Annotated in this window: 26 protein-coding genes and 1 pseudogene; 11 read left to right on the forward strand and 16 right to left on the reverse strand. The window is 69.5% G+C overall.

Annotation, left to right across the window (positions count from 1 at the left end):
• Positions 1-175: 175 nt before the first annotated feature.
• The 6 genes from Vqi01_RS26810 to hypF all read left to right on the forward strand — a co-directional run bounded on the left by Vqi01_RS26810 (position 176) and on the right by hypF (position 5,287).
• Positions 176-946 carry a nucleotidyl transferase AbiEii/AbiGii toxin family protein gene (locus Vqi01_RS26810; RefSeq protein ID WP_239098695.1) on the forward strand — a complete coding sequence of 257 codons (771 nt, stop codon included), beginning with the start codon at positions 176-178 and terminating at the stop codon, positions 944-946.
• 88 nt (positions 947-1,034) lie between these two features.
• Positions 1,035-1,412: a helix-turn-helix transcriptional regulator gene (locus Vqi01_RS26815; protein WP_204037855.1), complete on the forward strand. Its 378-nt coding sequence runs from the start codon at positions 1,035-1,037 to the stop codon at positions 1,410-1,412.
• A 10-nt stretch (positions 1,413-1,422) separates the two neighbouring features.
• A complete protein-coding gene (locus Vqi01_RS26820; protein ID WP_204037857.1) occupies positions 1,423-2,037 on the forward strand; it encodes a D-sedoheptulose-7-phosphate isomerase in 615 nt (204 codons plus the stop codon).
• The gene (locus tag Vqi01_RS26825) at positions 2,034-2,276 is read left to right on the forward strand and encodes a HypC/HybG/HupF family hydrogenase formation chaperone (protein WP_204037859.1); all 243 of its coding nucleotides are present in this window, start codon (positions 2,034-2,036) and stop codon (positions 2,274-2,276) included. The genes Vqi01_RS26820 and Vqi01_RS26825 overlap by 4 nt, the downstream gene beginning before the upstream one ends.
• 56 nt (positions 2,277-2,332) lie before the next feature.
• Complete coding sequence (locus tag Vqi01_RS26830; protein WP_204037861.1) at positions 2,333-2,998, forward strand: D-sedoheptulose-7-phosphate isomerase; 666 nt, start codon at positions 2,333-2,335, stop codon at positions 2,996-2,998.
• A gap of 6 nt (positions 2,999-3,004) precedes the next feature.
• A complete protein-coding gene (gene hypF, locus Vqi01_RS26835) occupies positions 3,005-5,287 on the forward strand; it encodes a carbamoyltransferase HypF (RefSeq protein ID WP_204037863.1) in 2,283 nt (760 codons plus the stop codon).
• 52 nt (positions 5,288-5,339) lie between these two features.
• Here hypF and hypE read toward each other — a convergent pair whose 3' ends face one another.
• The 16 genes from hypE to Vqi01_RS26910 all read right to left on the reverse strand — a co-directional run bounded on the left by hypE (position 5,340) and on the right by Vqi01_RS26910 (position 17,438).
• Positions 5,340-6,491, reverse strand: a complete 1,152-nt coding sequence (gene hypE, locus Vqi01_RS26840) for a hydrogenase expression/formation protein HypE (protein ID WP_204037865.1) — start codon at positions 6,489-6,491, stop codon at positions 5,340-5,342.
• On the reverse strand, positions 6,488-7,615 hold the full coding sequence (gene hypD, locus Vqi01_RS26845) for a hydrogenase formation protein HypD (protein WP_204037866.1): 1,128 nt from the start codon (positions 7,613-7,615) through the stop codon (positions 6,488-6,490). Before hypD ends, hypE begins: the two co-directional genes overlap by 4 nt.
• Before the next feature lie 8 nt (positions 7,616-7,623).
• Positions 7,624-7,896: a HypC/HybG/HupF family hydrogenase formation chaperone gene (locus Vqi01_RS26850; protein ID WP_204037868.1), complete on the reverse strand. Its 273-nt coding sequence runs from the start codon at positions 7,894-7,896 to the stop codon at positions 7,624-7,626.
• 21 nt (positions 7,897-7,917) lie between these two features.
• Complete coding sequence (locus Vqi01_RS31700) at positions 7,918-8,019, reverse strand: DUF6893 family small protein (protein WP_372444444.1); 102 nt, start codon at positions 8,017-8,019, stop codon at positions 7,918-7,920.
• Between the two features lie 30 nt (positions 8,020-8,049).
• Positions 8,050-8,253, reverse strand: a complete 204-nt coding sequence (locus tag Vqi01_RS26855) for a hypothetical protein (protein ID WP_204037870.1) — start codon at positions 8,251-8,253, stop codon at positions 8,050-8,052.
• A 14-nt stretch (positions 8,254-8,267) separates the two neighbouring features.
• On the reverse strand, positions 8,268-8,882 hold the full coding sequence (locus Vqi01_RS26860; protein WP_204037872.1) for a DUF5947 family protein: 615 nt from the start codon (positions 8,880-8,882) through the stop codon (positions 8,268-8,270).
• The gene (locus Vqi01_RS26865; RefSeq protein ID WP_204037874.1) at positions 8,879-9,484 is read right to left on the reverse strand and encodes a NifU-related iron-sulfur-binding protein; all 606 of its coding nucleotides are present in this window, start codon (positions 9,482-9,484) and stop codon (positions 8,879-8,881) included. The genes Vqi01_RS26860 and Vqi01_RS26865 overlap by 4 nt, the downstream gene beginning before the upstream one ends.
• Complete coding sequence (locus Vqi01_RS26870) at positions 9,477-11,276, reverse strand: nickel-dependent hydrogenase large subunit (protein ID WP_239098697.1); 1,800 nt, start codon at positions 11,274-11,276, stop codon at positions 9,477-9,479. The genes Vqi01_RS26865 and Vqi01_RS26870 overlap by 8 nt, the downstream gene beginning before the upstream one ends.
• Positions 11,273-12,394 carry an NADH-quinone oxidoreductase subunit B family protein gene (locus tag Vqi01_RS26875; protein WP_204037878.1) on the reverse strand — a complete coding sequence of 374 codons (1,122 nt, stop codon included), beginning with the start codon at positions 12,392-12,394 and terminating at the stop codon, positions 11,273-11,275. Before Vqi01_RS26875 ends, Vqi01_RS26870 begins: the two co-directional genes overlap by 4 nt.
• Positions 12,391-12,930 carry a hemerythrin domain-containing protein gene (locus Vqi01_RS26880; protein ID WP_204037880.1) on the reverse strand — a complete coding sequence of 180 codons (540 nt, stop codon included), beginning with the start codon at positions 12,928-12,930 and terminating at the stop codon, positions 12,391-12,393. The genes Vqi01_RS26875 and Vqi01_RS26880 overlap by 4 nt, the downstream gene beginning before the upstream one ends.
• Positions 12,930-13,286 (reverse strand): hydrogenase maturation nickel metallochaperone HypA, encoded by a 357-nt coding sequence (locus Vqi01_RS26885; protein WP_204037882.1) that lies wholly within the window; start codon positions 13,284-13,286, stop codon positions 12,930-12,932. Before Vqi01_RS26885 ends, Vqi01_RS26880 begins: the two co-directional genes overlap by 1 nt.
• Entirely contained in the window at positions 13,279-13,875 is a 597-nt protein-coding gene (locus tag Vqi01_RS26890) for a hydrogenase maturation protease (RefSeq protein ID WP_204037884.1), read from the reverse strand. Before Vqi01_RS26890 ends, Vqi01_RS26885 begins: the two co-directional genes overlap by 8 nt.
• Entirely contained in the window at positions 13,872-15,278 is a 1,407-nt protein-coding gene (locus Vqi01_RS26895) for a hypothetical protein (protein WP_204037886.1), read from the reverse strand. Before Vqi01_RS26895 ends, Vqi01_RS26890 begins: the two co-directional genes overlap by 4 nt.
• 613 nt (positions 15,279-15,891) lie before the next feature.
• A complete protein-coding gene (locus tag Vqi01_RS26900; protein ID WP_204037888.1) occupies positions 15,892-17,046 on the reverse strand; it encodes a helix-turn-helix domain-containing protein in 1,155 nt (384 codons plus the stop codon).
• Entirely contained in the window at positions 17,043-17,192 is a 150-nt protein-coding gene (locus Vqi01_RS26905) for a hypothetical protein (protein ID WP_204037890.1), read from the reverse strand. Before Vqi01_RS26905 ends, Vqi01_RS26900 begins: the two co-directional genes overlap by 4 nt.
• Positions 17,193-17,225: 33 nt before the next feature.
• On the reverse strand, positions 17,226-17,438 hold the full coding sequence (locus tag Vqi01_RS26910; RefSeq protein WP_204037892.1) for a hypothetical protein: 213 nt from the start codon (positions 17,436-17,438) through the stop codon (positions 17,226-17,228).
• Between the two features lie 127 nt (positions 17,439-17,565).
• Between Vqi01_RS26910 and Vqi01_RS26915 the strand changes: the two genes are divergently transcribed.
• The 5 genes and pseudogenes from Vqi01_RS26915 to Vqi01_RS26930 all read left to right on the forward strand — a co-directional run bounded on the left by Vqi01_RS26915 (position 17,566) and on the right by Vqi01_RS26930 (position 25,148).
• A complete protein-coding gene (locus tag Vqi01_RS26915; protein WP_204037894.1) occupies positions 17,566-18,357 on the forward strand; it encodes a GntR family transcriptional regulator in 792 nt (263 codons plus the stop codon).
• Positions 18,354-18,908, forward strand: coding sequence for a GNAT family N-acetyltransferase (locus Vqi01_RS26920; protein WP_204037895.1), 555 nt, complete (start codon positions 18,354-18,356; stop codon positions 18,906-18,908). The genes Vqi01_RS26915 and Vqi01_RS26920 overlap by 4 nt, the downstream gene beginning before the upstream one ends.
• A 176-nt stretch (positions 18,909-19,084) precedes the next feature.
• Positions 19,085-19,474 (forward strand): annotated as a pseudogene (locus tag Vqi01_RS31705) (caspase family protein); the annotation flags it as partial.
• Between the two features lie 6 nt (positions 19,475-19,480).
• Complete coding sequence (locus tag Vqi01_RS26925; protein WP_372444446.1) at positions 19,481-24,259, forward strand: nSTAND1 domain-containing NTPase; 4,779 nt, start codon at positions 19,481-19,483, stop codon at positions 24,257-24,259.
• Between the two features lie 139 nt (positions 24,260-24,398).
• Positions 24,399-25,148: a hypothetical protein gene (locus tag Vqi01_RS26930; protein WP_204037899.1), complete on the forward strand. Its 750-nt coding sequence runs from the start codon at positions 24,399-24,401 to the stop codon at positions 25,146-25,148.
• The last annotated feature ends 56 nt before the right edge of the window (positions 25,149-25,204 follow it).

Below are 25,204 nucleotides of genomic sequence, written 5' to 3' on the forward strand. Positions count from 1 at the left end.
CTTACGAAACACGCCTAAGGCGCGACGCCGGAGCCAGAAGACCCCGAACACGGTCAGCAGGAGTGAGAGTCGTGGCGGCCGAAGTGGTGGATCGCCCGGCCGTGCGGCCGGACCAGGCGCTCGGGGTGTTGATCTTGTCGGTGTCGCGGGACGAGGTCGAGGCCGCAGCGTCACCATGGCGGCCTGGGTCGGGGACGCCGCCCGCGAGCCGGGCGACCTCGATTGTGTCGCCACTCCTCACACCATCACCAGCGACAGCAGCGACGCCCGAACCCTGCTCGATGACATCAGGACCGCCGTCCGAACTGCGCCCGGTGCCGGCCTGCAACCAGACCGGATCACCGAGTCCGCCATCTGGACGTATGAGCGCGCTGACGGACGACGCCTGCTCATCCCCTTCAGCGCACGGGGATCTCCCGACGGCCACATACGGATCGACATCGTCTTCGGCGAACAACTCCCACTCCCGCCAGAGGTGCTGACACTTCCCGGTGTCGACGAGCCGATACTGGCAGCGCCCGCCTCGCTGGCGCTGGCATGGAAGCTGCTCTGGCTGGCCACCGACATGTACCCACAAGGCAAGGACCTCTACGACGCCGTCCTGCTCGCCGAACACACCACCGTCGACCATGCCCTCGTCCGCCAGCTCATGCGACCGGAACTCAGCGCAGAAGCCGACACCTTCACGGCCGAGACCGTGCTCTCCTGGCAGGTCGACTGGATCAACTTCACCGACGAGTATCCGCCACCGGAAGCCGGCGGTGGGCGGTCCACTGCGCCCGGACGAGACCGACGAGCGCAGCGGTTGGGCCTACCGGCCGACCGCCGGGCACCGGATGCTCGACCCGGGACTGCGGGACTGAGGTCTCGGGCTGCGGGACTGAGGCTCAGCGAGGCAGGGGCTCTGCGGCGACCGCTTGCACTCAGCAACTGGGGCCGCTGGTGAAAGCCGAAACCGGCATTTCGCCACGTTCGGGGAGGAAAGTGTGTTTAGCTCGTGGAAGGGTGGTGTCCTGAGCCGGGAAAGGATTGGCATGCACGGACGTGAGCTACGTGGACTGCTGCATCCGTTCCTCCTGCTTCTGGTCTTCGAGCGGCCCGGCCACGGATACGACCTGATCGACCGGCTCCGGGCGCTGGGACTGGCCGATGTGGAACCCGGCCATGTCTACCGCGTGCTGCGCGGCCTGGAACGCGACCGGTCGCTGGTCTCCGTATGGGAGACCGCCGGAGCGGGACCGGCCCGCCGGTGCTACCGGCTCACCGCCAAGGGCCGCGACGATCTCCGGTCGTGGACCGTCCAGCTCGCGCAGCTCGACCAGGTCATCGGCGCCTGTCTGCGCCGCTCGGCAGGCGCCTTCCAGCGGGCACATTCCGGCGGCGCGGGCCGGTACGCCGCTGCCCGACCCTGAACGGAGGAGCATGGAGTCGTCCGTGCCGCTGGCCGTTGGCCGCGCGTTCGCCCGCCGGGTGGCACCGGCGCAGGCGCTCGCCGGCGACGCGCCGCAGATCGCCCGGGCCTGCTACGAGATGGCCGTACGCTTCCACCGAGGCGGAAAGCTGATCGTTTTCGGCAACGGCGGGCCGGCGACCGACGCCCAGCACGTCGTGGTGGAGTTCGTCCACCCGGTCATCGTCGGCAAGCGGGCCCTGCCGGCTATCTCGCTGACCAACGACGCCGCCACCCTCACCGGGATCGCCCGCGCCGAGGGCTTCGACGAGGTGTTCGCGGCACAGATGTGCCTGCTCGCCGCGCCGGAGGACATCGCGCTCGGCCTGTCCGTTGACGGCCGGTGCGCCAACGTGCGGCGCGGCCTGACAACGGCCCGCGACCTCGGTCTGCTCACCGTGGGACTTCTCGGCGGCGACGGCGGTGACATCGCCCGGGACGCCCTCGCCGACCATGTCGTCATCGCCCGCTCGGATGACCCGTGCATCGTCAAGGAGGTGCACGTGACGATCTATCACATCCTGTGGGAGTTGGTGCACGTGCTGTTCGAACAGCCCGGACTGCTGGAGCCGGAGGTGGTCCGGTGAACCCGCGGCCGGTGCCGACAACCCGGGCCGTGCCCGAGTGCCACGACGACGTCTGCCTCACCTGCTCCGACGCAGCGGTCGCCGTCCGGGTACGGGAAACGCTGTCCGGCGGCCTGGCCGTCGTCGACACGGACGCCGGGCCGGAGGAGGTCAGCGTGGCCCTGGTCGACGCGGGACCGGGAGACGTCGTGCTGGTACATGCCAAGGAGGCCATTGCCGTCGTGGAGAAAGCCCCGTGAGCGCGAGGAGTGAGCCGGTGTTGCGAGCCCCGCAGTCGCGAACCGAGGTGGGCCCCGTGAGCGCGGGCGTCGCGGGCGCGATCGGGGCTCTCTACCCGTTCCTGGACACCCGGCCAACCGACGTGGACGCGGTGCTCGCCGAGGTGGCGCGGTCCACCGCGGCGAAGGCGGCGGAGATCGTCGCCCTGCGCGAATCCCTGGTCGCCGAACACGGGCAGCGGCTGGTCGACTGTGCCCGCCGGTGCGCCGCGGCGTTCCGGGCCGGCGGCACGCTGTACGCGTTCGGCAACGGCGGCAGCAGCACCGACGCGCAGGATGTCGCGCAGTTGTTCCTGCACCCACCGACCGCCGGCCGCCCGGTACCGGCCATCTCGTTGACCCACGACGTCGCGTTGATCACCGCACTCTCCAACGACGTGGGGTTCGAGGTCGTCTTCGCCCGGCAGGTGGCGGCGTTCGGCCGGGCCGGAGACATCGCGGTGGGGCTCTCCACCAGCGGCGGATCAAAAAACGTGCTGCACGCGTTCGAGGAGGCGGCCCGGCGCGGCATGCTCACCATCGGGCTCGCCGGGTACGACGGCGGTCGGATGGCCGAGTGCGAGTTCGTCGACCACCTGTTCGTGGTGCCGTCGGCCTCGGTGCACCGGGTCCAGGAGGCGCAGACGACGATCTACCACGTGCTCTGGGAACTCACCCAGCAGGCGCTGACCGACGAACTCTGACCGGTCGTGGCGGACCTGGCCAGCGTGCGGCGGGTGCACGTCCGCGTCGAGGGCATCGTGCAGGGGGTGGGCTTCCGGCCGTTCGTGCACGCGCTCGCCACCGAGTACGACCTGGCCGGCTTCGTCGGCAACGACACCGCGGGCGTCTTCGTGGAGGTCGAAGGGGACGGGCAGCGGCTGGCCGCCTTCGTGGCTGACCTCAGCCGGCGGGCGCCGGCCCTCGCCCAGGTCGAGCGGCTCACCACCGAGCCGGTTCCGCCGACCGGCCGGCCCGGCTTCGCCATCGTCACCAGCGTCACCGGCACCGGCCGAGACGCCCTGATCTCCCCGGACACCGCCACCTGCCTGGACTGCCTCGCCGAGCTGTCCGACCCGGTGGACCGGCGCCACGGCTACCCGTTCACGAACTGCACCAACTGCGGCCCGCGCTTCACGATCGTCGAGGACGTCCCGTACGACCGCCGTACCACCACCATGGCCGGGTTCCCGCTGTGCGTCGAGTGCGCAGCCGAGTACGCCGATCCGGGGAACCGCCGCTTCCATGCCGAGCCCGTGTGCTGTCCCGCCTGCGGTCCGGCCCTGCGGTTCGTCACCGCCGACGGCGCCCCGGTCCCCGGTGACCCCCTGGACACCGCCGTACGGTGGCTGCGCGACGGCCGGGTCATCGCGGTCAAGGGCCTCGGCGGTTACCACCTGGCCACCAGAGCCGACGACGATCGGGCCGTCACAGCGCTGCGCGCCCGCAAGCACCGCGAGGAAAAACCGTTCGCGGTGATGGCCGCCGACCTGCCGGCCGCGCACACCCTGGTCGACGTGGCGGCGGCGGCCGAGCCGGTGCTCACCGGCGTCCGCCGTCCCGTGGTGCTGCTGCCCCGCCGCGCCGACGCCCCGGTCGCCGCGTCGGTGGCGCCGGGCAACCGCGATCTGGGGGTGCTGCTGCCGTACACGCCGCTGCACCAGATGCTGCTCAAGCGGCTGGGCATGCCGATCGTGCTGACCAGCGGCAACGTCTCCGACGAACCCATCGCGTACCGCGACGACGACGCCCGCCGGCGGCTGGCGCCGATCGCCGACGGTTTCCTCGTGCACGACCGGCGGATCCACGTCCGGACCGACGATTCGGTGGTTCGTGTGTTCCGCGGCCGGGAGCTGCCGGTACGGCGGTCCCGCGGTTACGTGCCCGCCCCGATCACGCTGCCGTGGCGGTTCGGCCGGCCGGTGCTGGCGTGCGGGGCGGAGCTGAAGAACACCTTCTGTGTGGCGAAGGGACGGCGCGCGTTTGTGTCGCATCACATCGGTGACCTGGAGAACTACGAGACGCTGCGGGCGTACACCGACGGCATCGCGCACTTCACCCGGCTGTTCGACGTGCGGCCGCAGGTCGTCGCCCACGACCTGCATCCCGAGTACCTGTCCACAAAGTATGCCCTGCAGCGCGACGACGTCGAACTGGTCGGCGTCCAGCACCACCACGCTCACATCGCGTCCTGCCTGGCCGACAATCGCGACCCCGGCCCGGCGATCGGCGTCGCCTTCGACGGTCTCGGATACGGCCCGGACGGCACCCTGTGGGGCGGGGAACTGCTCGTCGCGGACCTCACCGGGTACGAGCGGGTCGGTCACCTGGGCGCGGTGCCGATGCCGGGCGGGGCTGCGGCGGTACGCGAGCCGTGGCGGATGGCGGCGGCCTACCTCGATGACATATACGGCGACGCCGTACCGGACCTGCCGGTGCTGCGCCGCCACGAGCGGCAGTGGCCCGCGGTGGTGGCGTTGGCGCGGACCGGGACGAACTCCCCGCGTACCTCCAGCGCCGGTCGGCTCTTCGACGCGGTGTCGGCGATCCTCGGCCTGTGCGATCGCATCACCTACGAGGGACAGGCCGCGATCGCCCTGGAGCAGCGGGCCCACCGCGACGAGCGAGGCGGCTACCCGGTCGAGGCGGGTGGCCGGGTGCCGCTGCTGGACGCCGGGCGCGGGCTGGTCCGGTGCGTGGTCGACGACCTGCTCGCCGACGTGGACCCGGGCCGGATCGCCGCCCGTTTCCACCACGGCCTGGCCGACGCCGTGGCCCGATCGGCCGGAGCCGTACGGGAGAACACGGGACTGACCACCGTCGCGCTCTCCGGAGGCGTTTTCCAGAACGTGCTGCTGCTCGGTGCGGTCGTCACCGGGCTGGAGCGGGACGACTTCCGGGTGCTCGTGCACTCGCGGGTGCCACCCAACGACGGCGGGATCTCCCTCGGCCAGGCGGTGGTGGCCGCCGCCCGGCACCCAGTGAGGTGTTAGGAGGGGCCCCTTCCAATGCAAAAGGCGATAAGAAGGGGCCCTTCCTTACCCGTCAGCAGATGCGGGGGAGTGGGTCGCCGACCAGCATGTCGACCACCCGGGTTCCGCCGAACGCGGTCTTGAGCAGCACCATCCCGGGCGGGTCGGCGGCCACGCGGCCGATCACCGCCGCGCCGTCGCCGAGCGGGTGGGCGCGCAGCGCCGCCACGGCGGCCGCCGCCTGCGTGCCGTCCACCACGGACACCAGGCGTCCCTCGCAGGCCACGTAGAGCGGGTCGATGCCGAGCAGCTCGCAGGCGCCGGTCACGGCCGGACGCACCGGTACGGACGCCTCGTCGACGACGACGGAGACCTGAGCCGCCTGCGCCATCTCGTTGAGGACGGTCGCCACGCCACCGCGGGTGGCGTCGCGCAACAGCCGCACCCCCGGAGCCGCGTCCAGCAGGGCGTCCACCAGGGCGGGCAGCGCCGCGGTGTCCGAGGCGAGGTCGGCGGCGATGTCCAGTTCACCGCGGGCGAGCATGATGGTCACGCCGTGGTCGCCGATCGGCCCGGAAACGACGACCGCGTCGCCGGGGCGAACCTGCGCGGCGCCCAGGCTCACCGGCCGCTCCAGGACACCCACGCCGGCAGTGTTGACGTAGCAGCCGTCGGCCTTGCCCCGCTGCACCACCTTCGTGTCCCCGGTGACCACCTGGACCCCGGCGCGCGCCGCGGCGGCGGCCATGGAGGCGGTGACCCGCTGCAGGTCGGCGACGGGAAAGCCCTCTTCCAGGATGAACCCGGCCGACAGGTACAGCGGCCGGGCGCCGCTGACCGCGAGGTCGTTGACGGTGCCGTTGACCGCGAGATCGCCGATGTTCCCGCCCGGGAAGAACAGCGGCGACACCACGTACGAGTCGGTGGTGAAGGCCAGCCGGCCGGCGCCCACGGAGAGCACTGCGGCGTCGTCGAGCGCCTCCAGCGTCGGGTTGCGGAACGCCTCGACGAACAGCCCTTCGACCAGGCTGTGTGTCGCCTTCCCGCCGGCGCCGTGGGCGAGCGTGATCCGGCGCTCCCGGATCTTCGGCGCGCGCCTGCGGGCCCGTTCGATGCGCTTCAGCACCTGCTGCTCCTGCGACAACGCCCCCGGCTCGTGCTCGGTCGTCGCCTCCGCCTCGGCCACCGCGCGCTCGGCCCACCCGGCGGTGCGTTCGGTCGTCATACTCGCGCCGCCTCCGTCAGCCGCTGCCGGGTGAAGCGGCCGAAGTTGTAGTAGGCCGCGCAGGCGCCCTCCGAGGAGACCATGCACGTGCCGATGGGGGTCTCCGGCGTACATGCGGTGCCGAACACCTTGCACTCCCAGGGTTTGAGCACACCCTTGAGCACCTCGCCGCACTGGCACGCCTTCGGGTCGGCCACCCGCACCCCCGGCACGTCGAAGATCCGCTCGGCGTCGTACGCCGCGTACTCGTCGCGCATCCGCAGCGCCGAGTGCGAGATGAAGCCGAGGCCACGCCACTCGAAGTACGGCCGCAGCTGCATGACCTGGCCGATCGCCTCCAGCGCCCGCAGGTTGCCGTCCCAGGGCACCACCCGGGTGTACTGGTTCTCCACCTCGCAGCGCCCCTCGGCGAGCTGGTTGAGCAGCATGAAGACCGACTGCAGGAGATCCAGCGGTTCGAACCCGGCACACACCAGCGGTTTGCCGTAGTCGCGGCTGATGAACTCGTACGGCCGGCAGCCGATGACGGTGGAGACGTGCCCAGGTCCGAGGAAGCCGTCGAGCCGCAGGTCGGGTGAGTCGAGGATCGCCTTGATCGCCGGCAGGATGGTGACGTGGTTGCAGAACACCGAGAAGTTGTCGATGCCCTCGGCGGCGGCCCGCAGCACGGTCATCGCAGTCGACGGCGAGGTGGTCTCGAACCCGATCGCCATGAAGACCACCTTCCGGTCCGGGTTGGTCCGGGCGATCTTCAAAGCGTCCAGTGGCGAGTACACCATCCGGATGTCCGCACCGGCCGCCTTGGCGTCCAGGAACGAGCCGTTTCCGCCCGGAACCCGCATCATGTCCCCGAACGCGGTGAGGATGACGCCCGGCTCGTTGGCGATGGCGATGGCGTCGTCCACCCGGCCCATCGGGATGACGCAGACCGGGCATCCCGGCCCGTGCACGAGCGCGACGTTCTCCGGCAGGTAGTCCTCGATCCCGTGCTTGTAGATGGTGTGCGTGTGCCCGCCGCAGACCTCCATGAACTTGTACTGCCGTCCCGGCTCGCACAGCGCGGCGATCTGGGTGGCCAACGCCTGGCCCTTGTCCGCGTCGCGGTACTCGTCGACGAAACGCATGGTCGCCCCTAGGTGATGTCAGATTCGGCAAGTGCCTGCAGCTCGTCGGTGTACGCCTGCCCGAGGCCGGCCAGCAGCGCCAACGTGGCGGCAGCCTCGGCTTCGTCGATCTTCGACATGGCGAACCCGACGTGGACCAGCACCCAGTCCCCGATGCCGATCCGGTCCGCTTCCAGCAGGCCGATGTTGACCGCCCGCCGGACGCCCACGACGTCCACGATGGCCAAGTCGTCGTGCCCAGCCTTCATCTCGACGATTTCGCCTGGGATCCCAAGACACATCGACTTGCCGGTCCTCTCCGGTCACATTTTCTCGATCTTGATATAGCGCCGCAGTGCGGGAAGTTCCTTCCAGAACAATCCCGCCACGGCGACGCCGGCCACCAGCAACAACAGCTTTCGCACAGCTCACCTCCTTCCAGGCCACCGCCGGGCTCAGCCCGGCGGCAGGTTCGGCATGATCGGCAGGATCGGGTCGTGCTTCTCGGGCCGGATGCCGGTCGAGCGGCGGCCGTCCACCGTCCCGTCAGCGTTGTGGCCCGCCTGCTTTCTTCTCCGCGAGTTGCCCTCCTCGACGCCCTTGGTGTGCGCCGGCGCGTCGAGTTCGACATCGGGATCACCCACCCGGATCTCGCCCATTACCGCCCCCTTGATCAGTCGTTGCCGGACGGCCCACCGTGCCGCCGCCCGAGGTCGTCGAAGAATCCCGCGATCTCCCGCCATACCTCGCTTCCCCCGGACATGCCCGTCCAGTGCCGGCGAATGAGCGCCACGAGCCGGAAACAATCGTCGACCGGCACCAGCCACTGCTGACCGCCGCCGCGCGGTGTGCCCGTCCATATCAGGAACGCCTCGACCCGGGGCGCCAGCTCGGCCAGCACGGGTGAGCGTGCCTCGACGGCCCGCCAGGCGTCGGCATCGATCTCCGACTCGGTCGTGCCGAGCGGGCTCGGGTAGTGCGCGAGCACCCGGCCGTCCTGCTGCTTCACGAAGAACACCAGGCCGACCGGCACGCCGAGCCCGTCGGTGGACAGCCCGGTCAACCGCATGCGCTGGGTGGGGACGAGCTGGTACCGGCCGCCGGCGGCCGCCTCGCGTTCGAACAGCAGGGCGCACGGTGTGCAGGCGCACATCAGCTCCCCGTCCTGCTCGTCCCAGACGTGCCGGTGTTCGGGGCCGACCGGCCCGGCGCACATGCCGCAGCGCTCGACCGCGGCCGCGCGCTGCCCGGCGCGGCGGATCGCCCGCTGCAGCGCGCCCGCCGTCATGCCGGGTCACCCGACGTCAGCGGCTCCGCAGCGCGCCCCGCCCCGTGCATCGCCGCCGCCTCGGGCCGGTCCGGACGCTGCCACAGGGCGGTGACCGGGATCAGCGCCGAAGCTGGCGCGGGTGCCACCACGTCCACGGCGGACAGCTCCGGCGCGAACGTCAGCACCTGCTCCTGCACCAGGTCCCGCAGGGCGCTGCCGCCGCACGACCGCGCGGACAGGCTGATGTGTGCCACCTCGTTCTGGACGCCGATCAGCGCGATCTCGGCGCCCTGCGCGCGCAACTGCGGCCGCAGGTCGTCCACCGCACGGGCCACCCGCCGCTCCAGCGGATCCGGATGGATGCGATGCAACAGCAGCAGATGCCGCAGCAGCTCGTCGCCGGTCAGCCGGTCGAGCGCGCCGGGATCGTCGACGGCGAGGTCGGTGACCCGGGCCAGCGCCTCGCCGTACACCTCGGTCAGCGTCTCGACGGCCTCCAGCGCCAGCTCGGCGGTGCGGCCGGGGGTCTGCTCGAGCTGGGCGAGCACGGCGTCCAGGCGGGCCAGCCGGGGCTCGACGGCGGCGTCGTCGAGCCGCGGGACGTTGGGCTGCTCAGCCATGCGACGCGCCGAACATCGGCGAGTGGATCTTCTTGAGGGTCTGGCCGCCGCCGACGTACATGTGCACCCCACACGGCAGGCAGGGATCGAAGCTGCGCACCGCCCGCATGATGTCCACGCCCTTGAAGTTGTCCGGGCCGTTCTCCTCGAAGATCGGCGTGTTCTGGATCGCGTCCTCGTAGGGGCCGGGGGTGCCGTAGCTGTCGCGGGGGCTGCCGTTCCACGGCGTCGGCGGGTACGGGTGGTAGTTGGCGATCTTGCGATCGCGGATCACGATGTGGTGCGACAGGATGCCCCGGACAGCCTCGTGGAAGCCACAGCCGATGGCCTCGTCCGGCACGTCGAACTCAGCGAAGACCCGCATGTCACCGGCGCGCATCCGCTCCATCGCCCGTTCGAGGAAGTGCAGCGACATCGCCGCGGCGTACGCGATGAAGTAGGCCCGCGAGCGGTCCCGTTCCAGGGCGTTCGACCACTTCGGGATCTTCCACTCCAGCGTCATCTCGGGCAGCTGCAGGCTCTTCGGCAGCGAGATCAGCACGCTGTTCCCGGTCGACTTGACGTACGGGGTGTCGACCATCTTGGCCAGCGCCGTGGTGTACAGCCGGGCGAAGCAGCCGCCGCCGGTGTCCAGCGCGAGGTGCTCACCGCTGCTCTTGTCGAACCAGCGCGGGCTCATCACCCAGCTGTACTTGTCGTTGAAGTCGCGCTTGCCGGGGTCCGGGAGGGTGGTCTGGTTCCACGGGTGGCGGATGTCGACCGGGTTGCCGAGCGGGTCGTACTTGACGAACGGCTCCTCCTCGCCGGCCCAGTCCTTGTAGTAGGAACTGCCGAGCAGGATTCGGATGCCGAGGTTGATGTCGACCAGGTCCGTGGTGAGCAGCTTGCCGTCGACCACGATGCCGGGCGTGACATGCATCGCCCGTCCCCAGTTCGTCATGGTCTCGTACCGGTAGTCGACGACGTCGGGGTTCTGGAACGCGCCCCAGCAGCCGAGCAGGACCCGCCGGCGGCCGACCTCCTCGTAGCCCGGCAGCGCCTCGTACCAGAAGTCGAAGATGTCGTCGTTCATGGCGACGGCCTTCTTGACGAAGTCCAGGATGCTGATCAGCCGGCTCAGGTAGTCGGTGAACAGCGTCGGCTGCGGCATGGTGCCGACCCCGCCGGGATAGACCGTCGACGGGTGGACGTGCCGGCCCTCCATGAGGCAGAACATCTCCCGGGTCGTCCGGCTGACCTTCAACGCCTCCTTGTAGACCTCGCCCTCGAACGGGTTGTAGGCGCGCATGATGTCGGCGATCGTCCGGTAGCCGTGGATGTCCCGACCCGGAGCCGCGGTGACCTCCGCGCGGGCGAGGACACTCGGGTTGGTCTGCTTGACCATCGCCTCACAGAAATCGACGAAGACGAGATTGTCCTGGAAGAGGGTGTGGTCGAACATGTATTCGGCGGCCTCGCCGAGGTTGATGATCCACTCGGCCAGCGGCGGGGTCTTGATGCCGTACGCCATGTTCTGCGCGTACACCGAGCAGGTCGTGTGGTTGTCGCCGCAGATGCCGCAGATCCGGCTGGTGATGAAGCCGGCGTCCCGTGGATCCTTTCCCTTCATGAACACCGAGTAGCCGCGGAACAGCGACGACGTGGTGTGGCATTCGGCGACCACGCGGTTGGCGAAGTCGATCTTCGTGTAGACGCCGAGGTTGCCGATGATCCGCGTGATCGGGTCCCACGCCATCTCCACCAGTTCGCCGGGTTTCTGATCGACCGCCGGCTTCGGCTTCGTCGCGGTCACGGTTTGTTCCTTTCCATTGCCGCCTGGCGGCGGGGATCTGCCGGCGCGTACGGACGCCATCGGGGGTTGTAGCCGCTGGTGAGCTCCGGACCGTTGTGGTGCCACTTCGGTTCCCGGTTGGCGGTCACGTTCGTGATGCTGCGCAGACGGCGGATCAACGCGCCGTACGGCTTGATCAGCAGCGTCGACAGGCTGCCGCCGGGAGGCATGTCCATGAACGGCATGAACTTGTCGGGGAAGCCCGGCATGGTGCAGCCGATGCAGATGCCGCCGACGTTGGGGCAGCCACCCACGCCGCCCATCCAGCCGCGCTTCGGGACGTTGCAGTTGATGACCGGCCCCCAGCAGCCGATCTTCACCTGGCACTTGGGCGAGTTGTAGTCCTTGGCGAAGTCGGCCTGCTCGTAGTAGGCGGCCCGGTCACAGCCCTCGTGCACGGTCTTGCCGAACAGCCACTGCGGCCGCAGCATGTGGTCCAGCGGCGGGGGCGGCGCCGAGCCGGCCGCGTGGTAGAGCACCCAGGTCAGGGTCTCCATGAAGTTCTCCGGCTGGATCGGGCAGCCGGGCACGTTGACGATCGGCAGGCCGCCCTGCGACCGGAAGTCCCACCCGAGGTAGTCGGCCAGGCCCATGCACCCCGTCGGGTTGCCCGCCATGGCGTGGATCCCCCCGTACGTCGCGCACGTGCCGGCCGCGACCACCGCCCACGCCTTCGGTGCCAGCTGGTCGATCCACCAGTTCAAGGTCAGCGGCTCACCGGTGTGTTCGTCATTGCCGAACGAGGTCCAGTACCCGTCGCCGTTGATGTTCTCGTTCGGGATCGAGCCCTCGATGACGAGGATGAACGGCTCGGTCATCTCCCCGCGGGCCGCTTTCCGGTACGGCGCCAGAAACTCCTCGCCGCCGACCGCCGGCGACAACACCTTGTTGTTCAGGTTGACCTTCGGCAGACCGGGGATGAGCCCGAGCACGATGTCCTCGATCGCGGGCTGACCGGAGGCCGTCATCGACACGGAATCGCCGTCACAACTCATGCCCTCGGAGATCCAGAGAATGGTGACCTCGTCGAACCCGTTCTCCTGTGGGATCACCGCCGGGTCGCGTACGCCCTGCGTCATGTCAGTGGCCTCCTTTGCATCCGATCCCGCAGCCGGTCGTAGATGGCCACCACCGGTGCCGCGAGGGTCAGCACCGGCGGCGTGTCCGGCGCGTGCGGGTGCGGGCGCGTCGGGGCCCGCTGCTTGCCCCGGTCGATCTCCTCGCCCAGCTCGCGCAGGGCCTGCTCGTCGGCCCGGGCGCACAGCTGCGGCATGAGTTTGTTCTCGTCGTCCTGCACATGCCGGGCGACGGCGGACGCCAGCCGCTCCATCAGCTCGTCCTGCGCGTGATCGCCGGCCCGGCAACGGTCCAGCTCGAGGAGCAACTCCTTGATCGGCCGGTGCCCGGAGAGGTGCTGGTCGACCTGGCCGTCGGCCAGCACCTTCGCGGCGAACGGGTAGAAGAGAACCTCTTCCAGGGCGGCGTGCTTCGACAGCTCGCGAATGAGGATCTCCACGACACCACGGCGCTGCGCGTCCGATGCCGCGGCCCGATAGTCCCGGAACAGCTGCTCCACCACGCGGTGGTCGTGCCGAAGCACCTCGGTGGCGTCCATCAGATCGCACCCACTTCGACGTCTTCCACCGTGATCGACTCCAGGACCACGTTGTCGTCGCCGGTCACGTCGATGTCGACACCCCCGCACCGCGGGCAGGCCACCATCACGAGATGGTCGTCGACCGGCCCGCTGCGGCCGCAGTCGTGGCAGGCCACCGTCATCGGTTCCAACACCAGGTCGACAGCGGTGTCCGCGGCGACCGTGCCGGCCGCGGCCAGCTGGATGCCCTGCGTGACGACATCCGGGTCGACCGGATGACCACCGATGCGCACCCGCAGCCCGGTGACCCGGCGTCCGGCCGCCCGGCGTACCGCCGCCGCCACGATCGCCTCGGACAGGCCCGTCTCATGCATGCGTGCTCACCCCCCGTTCGCTGTCATTTGCGGGCACGCTTCGTGCCGCCCCCTCGCCGCCGGCCAACCGCGCGGCTTCCTCCCGCACGATCCCGGTCACCGTTCGGACCGCCTCGTCGACCGCAGCGGCCACCGGAGCGGACAGCCCCATGTGCTCGTCGAGGACGGCGGGCCGGCAACCCACCACGAGGACCCGGCCGATGCTCCCGCCCAGCCCACGCAGCAGACGCAGCACCGACTCGGGATCCATGCCGTGCGCGTCGGCGGCCGGCGCGTGCAGCACGTCGGCCGGCCGGAGCGTCCAGCCCGGATCGTCGAGGTCCACCTGGATCACGGCCAACGTCCCGGGTGGTTCGTCCAGCGGCAACGCGTCCACCAGGACCAGCACATCGTGGCGGCCGTCCAGCAAATCGTAGGCGAGATGCATTCCCCGGATGCCGTAATCGGACACATCCACCCCTGGTGGGAGGAGCACGTCCCGCAGCCGCCGGACGACCTCGACGCCGAACGCATCGTCGCCGAGGAAGATGTTGCCGATGCCGGCGACCAAAATCCGCCCGCCGTCGAGACTGCTCACGGCGCCGCTCACGGGCTCGCCACCTCCCCGGTCAACGGTTCGACCTCCTCGGGACGGAAGTGACGCAGGCGCCCGTACCACTGGTGCAGCTCCGCGCCCGGGTCGTCGTCCACCGTGACGGCCAGGAACCGTGACCCGTCCACGTCGAGCAGCACCTGCTCCACCCGAGCGGTACGGCCCTCCAGGAACATGTCGTGGGCGTCCGTGCCCCGCCGCCGGGGTCGCAACCGGACCCGGCTGCCCCGTGTCAGCGCAGCGCCCGCGACCAGCACCATCTCGCTCTCGGGCGCGATCCCGTCATCGCTGTCGGGCTCCCACCACGGCCGTTCTTCGGGGGCGGCATCGCCACCCCGACGTACGGGTGCCAGGGACCGGATGGCACCGTGCAACCGTTCGAGCACCTCGGGCGGCATGGCGTCGACCCGGTCGATGATCGCGGCGGCCCGGGGATCGGTGGCCCGCGCCTCCCGTTTCTCGGCGTCGGAGAGCGTGAGCGTCCGCAACGAGAGGATCTCGTCGATCTCGGCCGCGTCGTGCAGGTCGCCCGGGCTCTCCGGCGCGATCTGCGGGTGGTCGTAGAGGATGATGGGCGACGAGAGCAGCACGTCGGCGCTGCCCGGTTCACCGGCGAGCACCGGAAACGTGTGCACGTTGCGGCACTCCCGGACTGCGCACGCCGCCCACTCTGGTGGGTCGAGCAGGGACAGGAATCGCCCCCGGCTGACCGTGGCCAGCGTGTGAACCGCCAGCAGACAGTGGCGCAACGCCTCGTCCCGCGTGCTGTCCGGTGGGGTGGTCCCGTCCGTGTTCTCGACGCGGATCGCGAGCCGCAGCAGGGGGAACGGCGCCTCGGCCGGGGCGGCGGAGACGGTGACCGACGCGGACAACGGCCAGCGCCGGCGTACCACCCGCCCGACCGGCTCGCCCTGATGGTCGACCAGCGGTTCGACGTCCTCCCCACCCGGCACCCGGACGTCCAGCCGGCGGCCCCGCCGCAGGTCACCCACGGACGCCTCGATGTCGAACTCGCGCGGTACCGCCTCGTCGAAACTGAGCTCCGAGCGGCCACCGGTCTCGATCCGGTCGACCGGCCGGTACCCGCCCGCCGTCCGCTCTTCGGCCAGCTTGCGTTGCAGGTGCAGGAACCGCAGCCGGATCCGGACACGCGCCGAGTCGGACGCTTCCAGCAGGCACTCGGTCTGCTGGCACGGCGACTCCGCGGAGCCGGCCACGCCGCTGTCGACCAGGCCATGCGCCGCCGCCCAGGCCGGAGGCACGAGGACCCCGAACTGCCAGCGCACCCGGTTCTTGGCCGATGAGCGCCGATAGGGGTAGAGCAGGTAGCCCTCGTAGAGAATCGCGTCCGCCACCGGCTCGGCGCAGTCGATCCGGGAACTGGGGCGATCGGTCGGCATGGCGCTCAACCCCCTTCGGGTTCTGCTCGACAGCCCGCTGCGGCAAGCGGTCACCCTGGTCTAACCCGTCTCGCCGGCGGCCGTAAGTGCGTGCCGCCGGTACGTGCCGAGCACACTCACCGGACCAGGTGACCCGGCGCCCGGAGGGCCGCCCCGGCCCGATCCAATAAGAGCGCCCGGCAATGGGGCGGGGGCGGGTCCTGTCGGAGGCCCGGGCGATGAAGCACGTCCGCAACCGGCCCGTCGCGCAAGACACCGCAACTCGCGGCCCCGCGCACAGGACGCCGCTGCCGGCGCGTCGGCCAGTGATGAGCGGAATCCGCTCGCGTGGTATCGGCAGGTGCGCCGGTACTGGCCACGGGCTGTCGACACCCAGGCGGCGACATCGTTGGGAGTGGCGTCGGGGGCGAAGTTTCGGTTGATGGCGAGCGCGAACGCCATCCCGATGATCAGAGGGCCGCCGATCCGACCACTATCGCGGATCTCGACGAGAAGAGCGTCGGCTGCATCCCAGTCAGCGCGGGCAAGAGCGCGGATCAGGTCGCTGAACGGTTTTCGTTCACCGCGCCTCACGACTTGGCTGGGTCGAGTTCTGCATTCGACGGGTCGCGGGTCAGGGTTGTCGGGTCAGGCCGACGATGGTGGCCAGTCGAGCGACGTCGGCCGCTGCCGGTCCGCGTTGGATGATTTCGGCGAGGAGGGTACGGGCGGCAGGGCGGCTGCGGACTTCGGCGGGGGCGACGCTGTCGGCGTGGAGTAGTGCTTGCCCGGCCTGACTCGGGTTGCCGGTGTCGAGGTGCAGCCGGGCGGCGTCGATGAGGTGGGCGGCGCGGTGTTCGGGTGGTAGCTGTCGGAAGCCGTCGCTGCGGAGGGCGTGTTCGTGTCGGTGGAGGGCTTCGGTGGTGTCGCCGAGGTGGTGAGCGGCGAGGAAGCGCGCCATCTGGACGGCGGTCGGCCCGAAGCCGGTGTGGTGGGGGTCGGTGTGGTTGGTGCGTCGGTCGGTGAGGGTGGCGGCGTGGTCGAGCAGGTCGTGGGTGTTGCGGCGGTCGCCGGTGGTGGCGGCGGCGAGGCCGGCTTGGAGGAAGAGGGTTCCGCGTACGGTGTCGTCGTCTGCGGTGCCGGTGGCGGTGAGGGCGGCGGTGAGCGCGAGTTGGTGGTGGCCGAGGGCGCGCAGAGCCTGAGCAACCGCGATGGTGGCGGTGGTGGTGGTGAGGGTGGGAATGGTGGCGGCGGTGGTGACGGCGCGGTCGGCGGCGAGCCAGGCGAGGTGGGGGTGGTCGAGTTTGACCAGGACGTTGGCGGTGATGCGGTAGGTGGCTACGAGCAGGCTTCGGGTGCCGCGGGTGGTGTCGAGCAGGCCGGGCAGGGTGTCTAGGAGTTGGGGGTAGCGGGCGTGTTGGTAGGTCATCCAGGCGTACGCGACCTGCCGGCGCGCCTGGTCCGCCGTCACGGTGCGCTGGGGCCGATCGTGGTAGCGGGCGAGTGCGGCGCGGACCGCGTCGATGCCGTCCAGCCTGGGGGCGGTCGGTGGTGGTTGGCGGGGGCCGAGGAGGATGTCGGGGTCGAGGCGCAGCACGTCGGCGATCTCGCGGATGACGGAGTAGCGGTCGAGTTTGCGTACGCCGCGTTCGATCTTGTCGACCCAGCTTTTCGACTTGCCGAGCCGGTCGGCGAACGCCTGCTGGCTCATGCCCCGGTTGGTCCGTAGTTCGGCGACGCGCCGGCCGAGGGGTATCGAGTTGTGGTCGCGCCGGTGCGGGCGGTTCATCGGTTGCCCTCCACAGGCGGCATGGCGTGGGTGGACTCGCCGCAGCGCGGACACCACCGCGACTTCACCTTGAACGCGAACAGCCCGAGCAGAAACCCCGGCACCAGCCCGCCGGCCAGGGCGATCGCTACGACTTCGGAAACCATGAGCACTCTCGCTTTCTGGCGAGGCGGAAGGGTTCACGGGCGGGAGGCATCCCGCAGGTACTTCGTCACCCGGGCAGCGACCTTCTCGGCCTGCTCCACTAGCGTGAGCAGCGGGAAGTTGGTCGGCCGCCGCAGCTCACGCGCGTCTTCGGCCCGAGCGAGGGCCGCCAGGAGTACCCGACTTGATTCGAGGGCACGGTTGACCACTTCGATGTCTCGCGCCAGCTCGGCGGCTTGGTCTTCCATGGCGGCAGCTCCAGTGATTACAGTGGCACGAAGCGTGACGTTGGATTCGTACCAACCATTTCAGTCGGTCGAAGCCCAGTCAAGACCCTTCGATAGATTGGTTGGTACGACATCAGGGAGGCGCGACGTGGCCCAGCCGAAGTACCGCCAGATCGCCAGCGAGCTGCGAGACCAGATCGTGTCGGGCATCCTGCGCGAGGGCGATCGGCTCCCACCCGAGCCGAAGCTTCAGGAACAGTACGCCGCCTCACGCAACACCGTCCGCGACGCGACCGCGTTGTTGCTGCATGAGGGCCTGGTGTACCGGGTGCCGGGGCGCGGCGGCGGCATGGTCGTCCGGCGGCGTGCCACCCTGACGTTTCATGCTCATCGCGCCGAGATGCCCGCCCAGCCCGTGGCCGAGACCGACGCGTGGCGCTCGGAGGTCGTCGCGCAGGGCTATGAGGCATCGCAGGACTTCAGCCTGATGATTCGAGCCGTCTCGTCCGACCTCGCCGAACGCCTTCACGTCGAGCCTGACTCGGTCGCAGTGCTGCGCCGCTGCGTCAGGCACATCAACGGCCAGCCGTCCTCGTTGCAGGACACCTACTACCCGATGGATCTCGCGGAGGACGTTCGAGAGCTGCTTTCGCCGAAGGACATTCCGCAAGGGACCACCAGACTTTTGGCTGAGCGAGGTCACGAGCAGGTGGCCTACTACGACGAGTACGTCTCGCGGATGCCGACGCCGGAGGAGACGAACCTGCTCGGACTCCAACCCGGCACGCCGATCCTGCTGCACATCCGCACCGGCTACACCGAACACCGGCCGGTACGCGTGTCCTTCAACGTGCTCGCTGGCGACCGCAACCAGATCGTCACCACCCACGGCGACGTGCGCATCATCGCGAAATTCCGCCCGGAGGAAGCACCCGAATGATCATCACGCCGGCTCGCCTGGAAGACGTCGACGTCATCATGAGCTGGCGACGGGAACGCGTGGCCTGGCTCGCCGCCCGAGGCGAAGAACAGTGGTCAATCCCGCTGCCCCGCTCGGCTGTGGCATCGACGGTCTCCGCCGGACAGACATGGATGGTGTGGGAGAGCCACGACCCCATCGCCACCATCACGCTGACCGCATACCTCGACGTCGACAACCTATGGAAGCCCGACCGCGACCCAGAGGCACTGTGGTATCCGGAGGACGATCCTGCAGACGCCTTGTACGCGGCGAAGATGATGATCCCGCTCGCACATGCCGGCGAGAACTTGGGCAGTGAGTTGCTGGATTGGGCCGGAGGCCGGGCCTACGACGCCGGACTGACCTGGCTGCGGCTGGACGCATGGACCTCCAACCAGCGGCTACACGACTACTACCGCCGCCAGGGCTTCCGTCACGTCCGCACCATCGAAACCCGCGTCTCCGGCGCATGCTTCCAACGACCCGCACAGCCCTACGCCAACGGCCGCCTCAAGACCGAAGCAGCCTGACTGCGTGGGAGAGACAGACCCGGCCCATGGTCCGACGCTTGGCAGTCACTACCTTGAAAAGTCGCTGGCGATGGCTTTTAGCGACTGTCCAATCCCGTGTGGGCTCTACCTGATTGGTGTCTGTCAGCCCACATTGGATAAGGTCGGTGCTCTCGGGAATCAGAGCTTCACGTGAGGTGACGGCATTGTCCGAGTACGACCGGGCTGCCCCTGCTCGCCGTCACCTGATCACGATCGGCGCCGCTCGTTACCGCAACCTTCCGGACTCGGCATACCTGCCGCAGGTGGAAGCGGACGTCGCGACGGTCGCGTCGCTGTTCGAGCGCTTCGGATACCGCCGTGCTCTGGCAGGCCTGGGTGAGTACGCGACAGCCGAGCACGTCCGTCGCGTGATGTCGCACTGGTGCCAGGACGCTGGTATCGGGGCAGACGATGTCGTTGCCGTCTATTACGCAGGTCACGGCCTCGTAGACGACCGTCATTACCTTCTCTGTTGGGACAGCACGGAGACAGACCTCGCGGCGAGTGCGCTGCCTACCGAAGACCTGGTCCGGATCCTAACCCGTACCGGCTTGCGCAACCTGCTGCTCATCCTGGATACCTGTTACGGCGGTGCCGGTAGCGCCGACGCGGCACGGGTAGCGTTACAGACGCTGTCTCGCCGGCTGACCGGTGACGCAGCGATCGCCGGTATGTGGTTTCTTTCCTCGGCCCGTAGTCGGGACGAAGCCGGAGACGGCACGATGGTGGCCGCGCTTCCCGCTGCCGTCGAGGCGGTAACCGGGCGAACCGGCCAACGACAGGAGTTCTTGGACCTGCACGACCTGGTTGCGGAGCTCAACGCCGCCTTCCGGCAGGGTGGCAGCCCTCAGCGGGCCGAATTGACCTCTGGGCTGAGTACCGGTGTCGCGCCGTTTCTACCCAACCTGGGTTACCGGGCCGACCTGCCGCCTCAGGGCACCGACTTGGAGATGCAGCGTCTCGCAGCCAAGCGGGACCTGGTGGAACACTTCGGGCCGCGTTCCCGAGGTGTGGACTTCGAGTCGGAACAGGGCACCTACTTCAGCGGTCGGGACGCCGCACTGGCGCAGCTGGTCACCTGGTTGACCACCCCTGGTGGAGACGGAAAGGGCCGGGTGGTCACCGGCAAGCCGGGCTGCGGCAAGTCGTCCGTGCTGAGTCGTGTGGTAGCGCTTTCCGACCGGGACTACCGCTCGGGCCTGGACGTCGAGGACATCGCCCCGAACACCGTCGTACCGGTGGGGATCGTGGATGTGGCGGTGCACGCCCGCCACAAACGGCAGGAGGAACTTGTCGCCCGGATCGCCGCCGGGTTGGAGGTGACCGCCGACGGTGCGGGCGAGCTGCTTCGCGCGATCAGCCGTCGAGCTCAGGCCGGCGTCAAGACGGTCATCGTGGTCGACGCGCTGGACGAGGCGGGTAGCGGCACCGCCACCGACACCGGCGGTCGCGGCGAGCCCCGGCGGATCGCCCGCGAGCTGCTGCGCCCGCTGTCCGAGATACATGGTGTCCATCTGCTGGTGGGTAGCCGCCGGGAACTCGTCCGTAGTCTCGGGCCAGCGATGCGACCCATCGACCTGGACGACCCGGACCTGCTCGGCCCCTCGGACATCTCCCGGTACGTGGTCAAGATGCTCACCGCTCCGGACGAGCCGGACCTGCCCACGCCGTACCGGGATCGTCCTGACCTGGCCGAGACAGTGGCGCGCGCGGTGGGCGACCGTGCCGCCGGCGTCTACCTGGTCGCCCGGATGACCGCGCGGAGCCTGCGCCTCGCCGCCGAACCGGTCGACGTCACCGTTCCCGGCTGGGCGAGCCGGCTGCCGAGCGAGATCGGCGAAGCGTTCGACGACTACCTCAGCCGGTTCGGCCCCGACGAGATCAAGGTGCGTCGCCTGCTCATCCCGCTCGCCTTCGCCGAGGGACAGGGGCTGCCCCGAGGGCTGTGGCCGACGCTGGCGACCGCCCTCTCCGGCCGCGAGTGCACCGAGGAGGACGTCGACTGGCTGCTGATGGCGGCCGGGGCGTACATCGCCGAGGTGGTCGAGCACAACCGCTCGGTGTACCGGCTCTACCACCAGACGCTGGCAGAGCATCTGCGGCAGGATCCGCGACGGCGTGCGGTCCAGGCACAGCAGCGGATCGTCGCGGCGCTGCTGGCGGAGGTGCCGGGGCACGGCTCCGATCGACCGAGCTGGTTCGAGACCCATCCGTACCTGCGGCTCAACCTGCCCACCCACGCGGCCGCGGCGGAGCGGATCGACGAGTTGGCCCACGACCCGGGGTTTCTCCTCGCGGTCGACCAGTCCGCGCTGCTCAGCGCGCTCACCCTGGTGCACACCGGCACGGCGCGACGGATCCGGACGGCGTACGAACAGGTCGCGCACCGGATCAACCGGGGGGACCTCGCCCAGCGGGCGGCGTACCTGCAACTGTCGGCACGCCGCTGCGAAGCTGACGGGCTGGCCCACGACATCGACCGGCTCGGCTTGGCGCTGCCCTGGTCCACCCGGTGGGCGGAATGGTCCCGAACAGGCGCGCACCGGCGCCTACTCGGCCACGAAGGATACGTGTTGGCAGTCGCGGTCGGCGAGCTTGACGGCCGCCCGGTCGCGGTCAGCGGCGACGACCGCGGTTCGGTTCGGGTCTGGGACCTGACGATCAACCAGCAGATCGGGGCTCCGCTTGCCGGTGGCCCTGAGGGGACAGACGGGGTTACCGCGATCGCCCTCGTCGAGGTGGACGACTACACTCTGGCGCTGCTCGGTACCGAGGATGGTGCCATCCGAATCTGTGACCTTTCCACCGGGCAGGAGGTTCAGGCGCCATTACGCGGCCACACCAACGGTGTGACGTCGATCGCGGTGGGCGAGCTGGACCACGGCCCGGTGGCGCTCACCGGCAGCCGGGACGGCTCGGCGCGGTTGTGGGACCTGCGAGGCTGGTGCCAACTTGGCGGTCCGATCACCGGTCATCACGGCGGCGTCCAGGCGGTGGCTCTGGCGGAGTTACCGAACCAGGCGGTTGCGATCACAGGAGGTGCGGACGGCCAGGTGCGGATCTGGGATACCAGTACCGGGCAGCAGGTCGGCGACCCGTTGAGCGGGCACATCCAATCGATCCAGACACTCGCGCTCGGCCAGGTGGACGACCGGACCGTGCTGCTCACCGGAAGCAGGGACGAGACCATCCTGCTCTGGGACCTGGTCACCCGGCGCCAGCTGGGCGAACCGGCTCCGGCACACCGCAGTGGTGTCCGTACGGTGGCCATCGACACCAGCGGCGAACGCCCGATCGCGATCAGTGGCGGGAACGACAATCTGGTGCGAGTCTGGGACCTGCACAGCCGGCAGCAACTGGACCAGCCGTTGACCGGGCACACCGACAGGGTGCGGGCGGCAGCGTTCGGCGTGATCAACGGTTGGCCGGTCGCGGTCACCGGAAGCAACGACCGCACCGTGCGGGTCTGGGACCTCGCCGCCGACCGACCGCACGGGGGTCATGTCAAGGCGATCGACGCGTTCGCTCTCGATGCCGACGGCAAACTTCCGTACCTGATAACCGGAAGCTTGGACGACAGTGCCCGGATCTGGAGCCTGCACAGCCGAACGGAGTTGGGCGCCCCACTCACCGGGCACGTAGACGGGGTCAGCGCGGTCGTGCTGGCTGCCGGCCCGGACGGACCGATGCTGGCCACCGGCGACGGCAACGGGACGATCCGGATCTGGGAGGGTGACCCACCACAGGTGCCGCGAGTGCCTTTGGTCGGACACACCAACCGAGTCTCGACGCTCCGCATCGTCCACACCGGTGCCCGGCACCTGCTGCTCTCCGGCAGCGTCGACGGCACCGTCCGGTGTTGGGACCTGGTGACCCACGCCGCCATCGGACCGGCGCTGACGGGCCACAACGACGACGTGGACATCCTCGCGGCAGGCATCGTCGACCACCGGTACGTGATCATGGCAGGTTCGGCCGAGGGCCGGATCTCGATCTGGGAGCTGGAGACCCGGCAGCCGTTGTTGCTCCGGAGCCCGAAGGACCGCAATAGCCGCACACTGGCCCTGACCTGCCTGGCGGGTCGCCCGGTGGCCCTGCGCCAGTTGCCGGACAACAGTGTCGTCGGCTGGGACCTGCTACGGGATCAGCCGGTCACCCCCGCACTGGTCGGGCACACCGGAGTGGTCCGTCGCGCCGCCGCCGAGACGGTCGACAACCGGCCGATCGCGCTCACCGTCAGCGTCGACGGTTCGGCCCGGGTGTGGGACCTCCGCGACGGGATCGCCTGCACGCCACCGTTGCGAGCCGCGTACCTGTGGCTCGCCGCGCTCGGCCACCTGGACGGACGCCCGATTGCGGCGACCGGCGACCAGACCTCGGTACGGCTCTGGGACATCGCCTCCGGCACCCAGATCGGCGATCCGCTCGTGGATTATGAACCCCAGGTCGACACCCTGGCGGTGGCCACGACCGGCGACACCCCACGGTTGATCGTCGCCAACGACGACACGCTCCGGGTCCACGACCTGACGCCCGAACCGGCCGTCACGTCCCGAATCCCTCTCGGGCAACGTATCATTTCCCTTACGACGGCGACTGACGCCGACGGCGCCGTCCTGCTGCTGGCCGGCTGCATCGACCACACCATCCGGATCCTGGATCTCGACCAGCGGCAGGAACTCGGGCAACTGTTCGATCCGTCACCTGAACCGTTCGGCGGTCCGGCAGCGCTTGCCGTCACCCATCGGGCAGGGCGGACCATCCTCATCTCCGGCTCGGAGGTGGAGACGCCCCGGGTCTGGGACCTGACGACCCGCAGCATGGTGGCCGAGCTGACCGGTCACACCGCCGCGATACTGTCCGTCGCGATCTCCGACGACGCGTCGCTGGCGGTCACCGGCTCCAGGGACGCGACGGCCCGGCTCTGGCGGCTCGACGACTTCGTCCAGCACGGAGCGGCCCTGACCGGCCATGACGGCGGCGCGCGTGCGGTCGCTTTCGCCCGCTCAGGTGACCAGTTCGTCGTGGTCACCGGCGACGACGAAGGCATGCTGCGTTGCTGGGACGTTCAGACTCAGCGACAGGTCGCGCATCCGCTGACCCGACACGCGTTGGGGATCACCTGCCTGACCACCGGCTCGGTCGGCGCGACCGATCTGCTCGGCATCAGCAGCGCGGACGGGACGGTGCGGATCTGGCTGCTACCCGAGCAGACGCTGCTGACCGAACTCAACCTCGAGACGTACATCAGCGAGATCGCGCTCACCCCCGACGGGCTGCTCTGTGTAGGGACGAACTCCGGCCTGGCCACCTTCACGCTCCGGATCTAACCGTTCCGGATCCCCTTTCCCTGACAGGAGCAGATTGCGGATGGGACGGGTTGTCCTCGTACACGGCATCGCTCAGCAGACGATGGGCCCGCAGACGCTGTTGGCGGAGTGGCTGCCTGCGCTTCAAGATGGGCTGACCATGGCCGACGGCAGCAGCCTGACGTCGGGAGAGGTGGTGATGTCCTTCTACGGCGACGTTTTCCGGCCCAGTGGCACCCGCAGCGTGGGTAGGCCGCCGCTGACCGCCGATGACGTTACCGACCCGCTCGACCAGGAGCTGCTACTGGCCTGGTGGGCGGAGGCCGCCCGGGTCGACCCCGGCGTCTCAGGCCCGGCCGCCACCACCCGGCTGCGTACCCCATACATGATCCAACGTGCGCTCGACGCGTTGAGTCACTCTCGGTTCTTCACCGGCCTCGCCGATCATCTGCTCATCGGCGCATTGCGGCAGGTCCGCCGCTATCTGACCGACCACGACATTCGGCATCGGATCCGTCAACGTGTGCTCGACACGCTGACCGAGGATACCCAACTCGTGGTTGCACACTCGCTCGGCTCAGTGGTGGCGTACGAAGCACTCCACATGATTGGTACGTCATCGCCCCGAGCATTGATCACGCTCGGCTCTCCCCTCGGCATCAGGGGGATGATCTTCGACCGGCTGCTGCCCGCACCACAGGCTCATGTCGGCCTATGGCCGTCGGGAATTACGAGCTGGACCAACATCGCCGACCGAGGGGACATCGTGGCGCTGGTCAAAACCCTGGCCCCGCTCTTCCAAGGTGCGCTGGCGGATTTTGCCGTACACAACGGAGTCAAGGCTCACGACGTTCGCCCCTACCTGACCTCCCAGGAAACTGGCGCTGCCATACGTGCCGCGCTTTGGTAGCGAAGTGGCTGATCAATCTGCTGAATAACGTGGCTGGCCTCACCGTGCTGACAACT

The sequence above is a fragment of the Micromonospora qiuiae genome (assembly GCF_016863555.1).
Lineage (GTDB): Bacteria > Actinomycetota > Actinomycetes > Mycobacteriales > Micromonosporaceae > Micromonospora > Micromonospora qiuiae.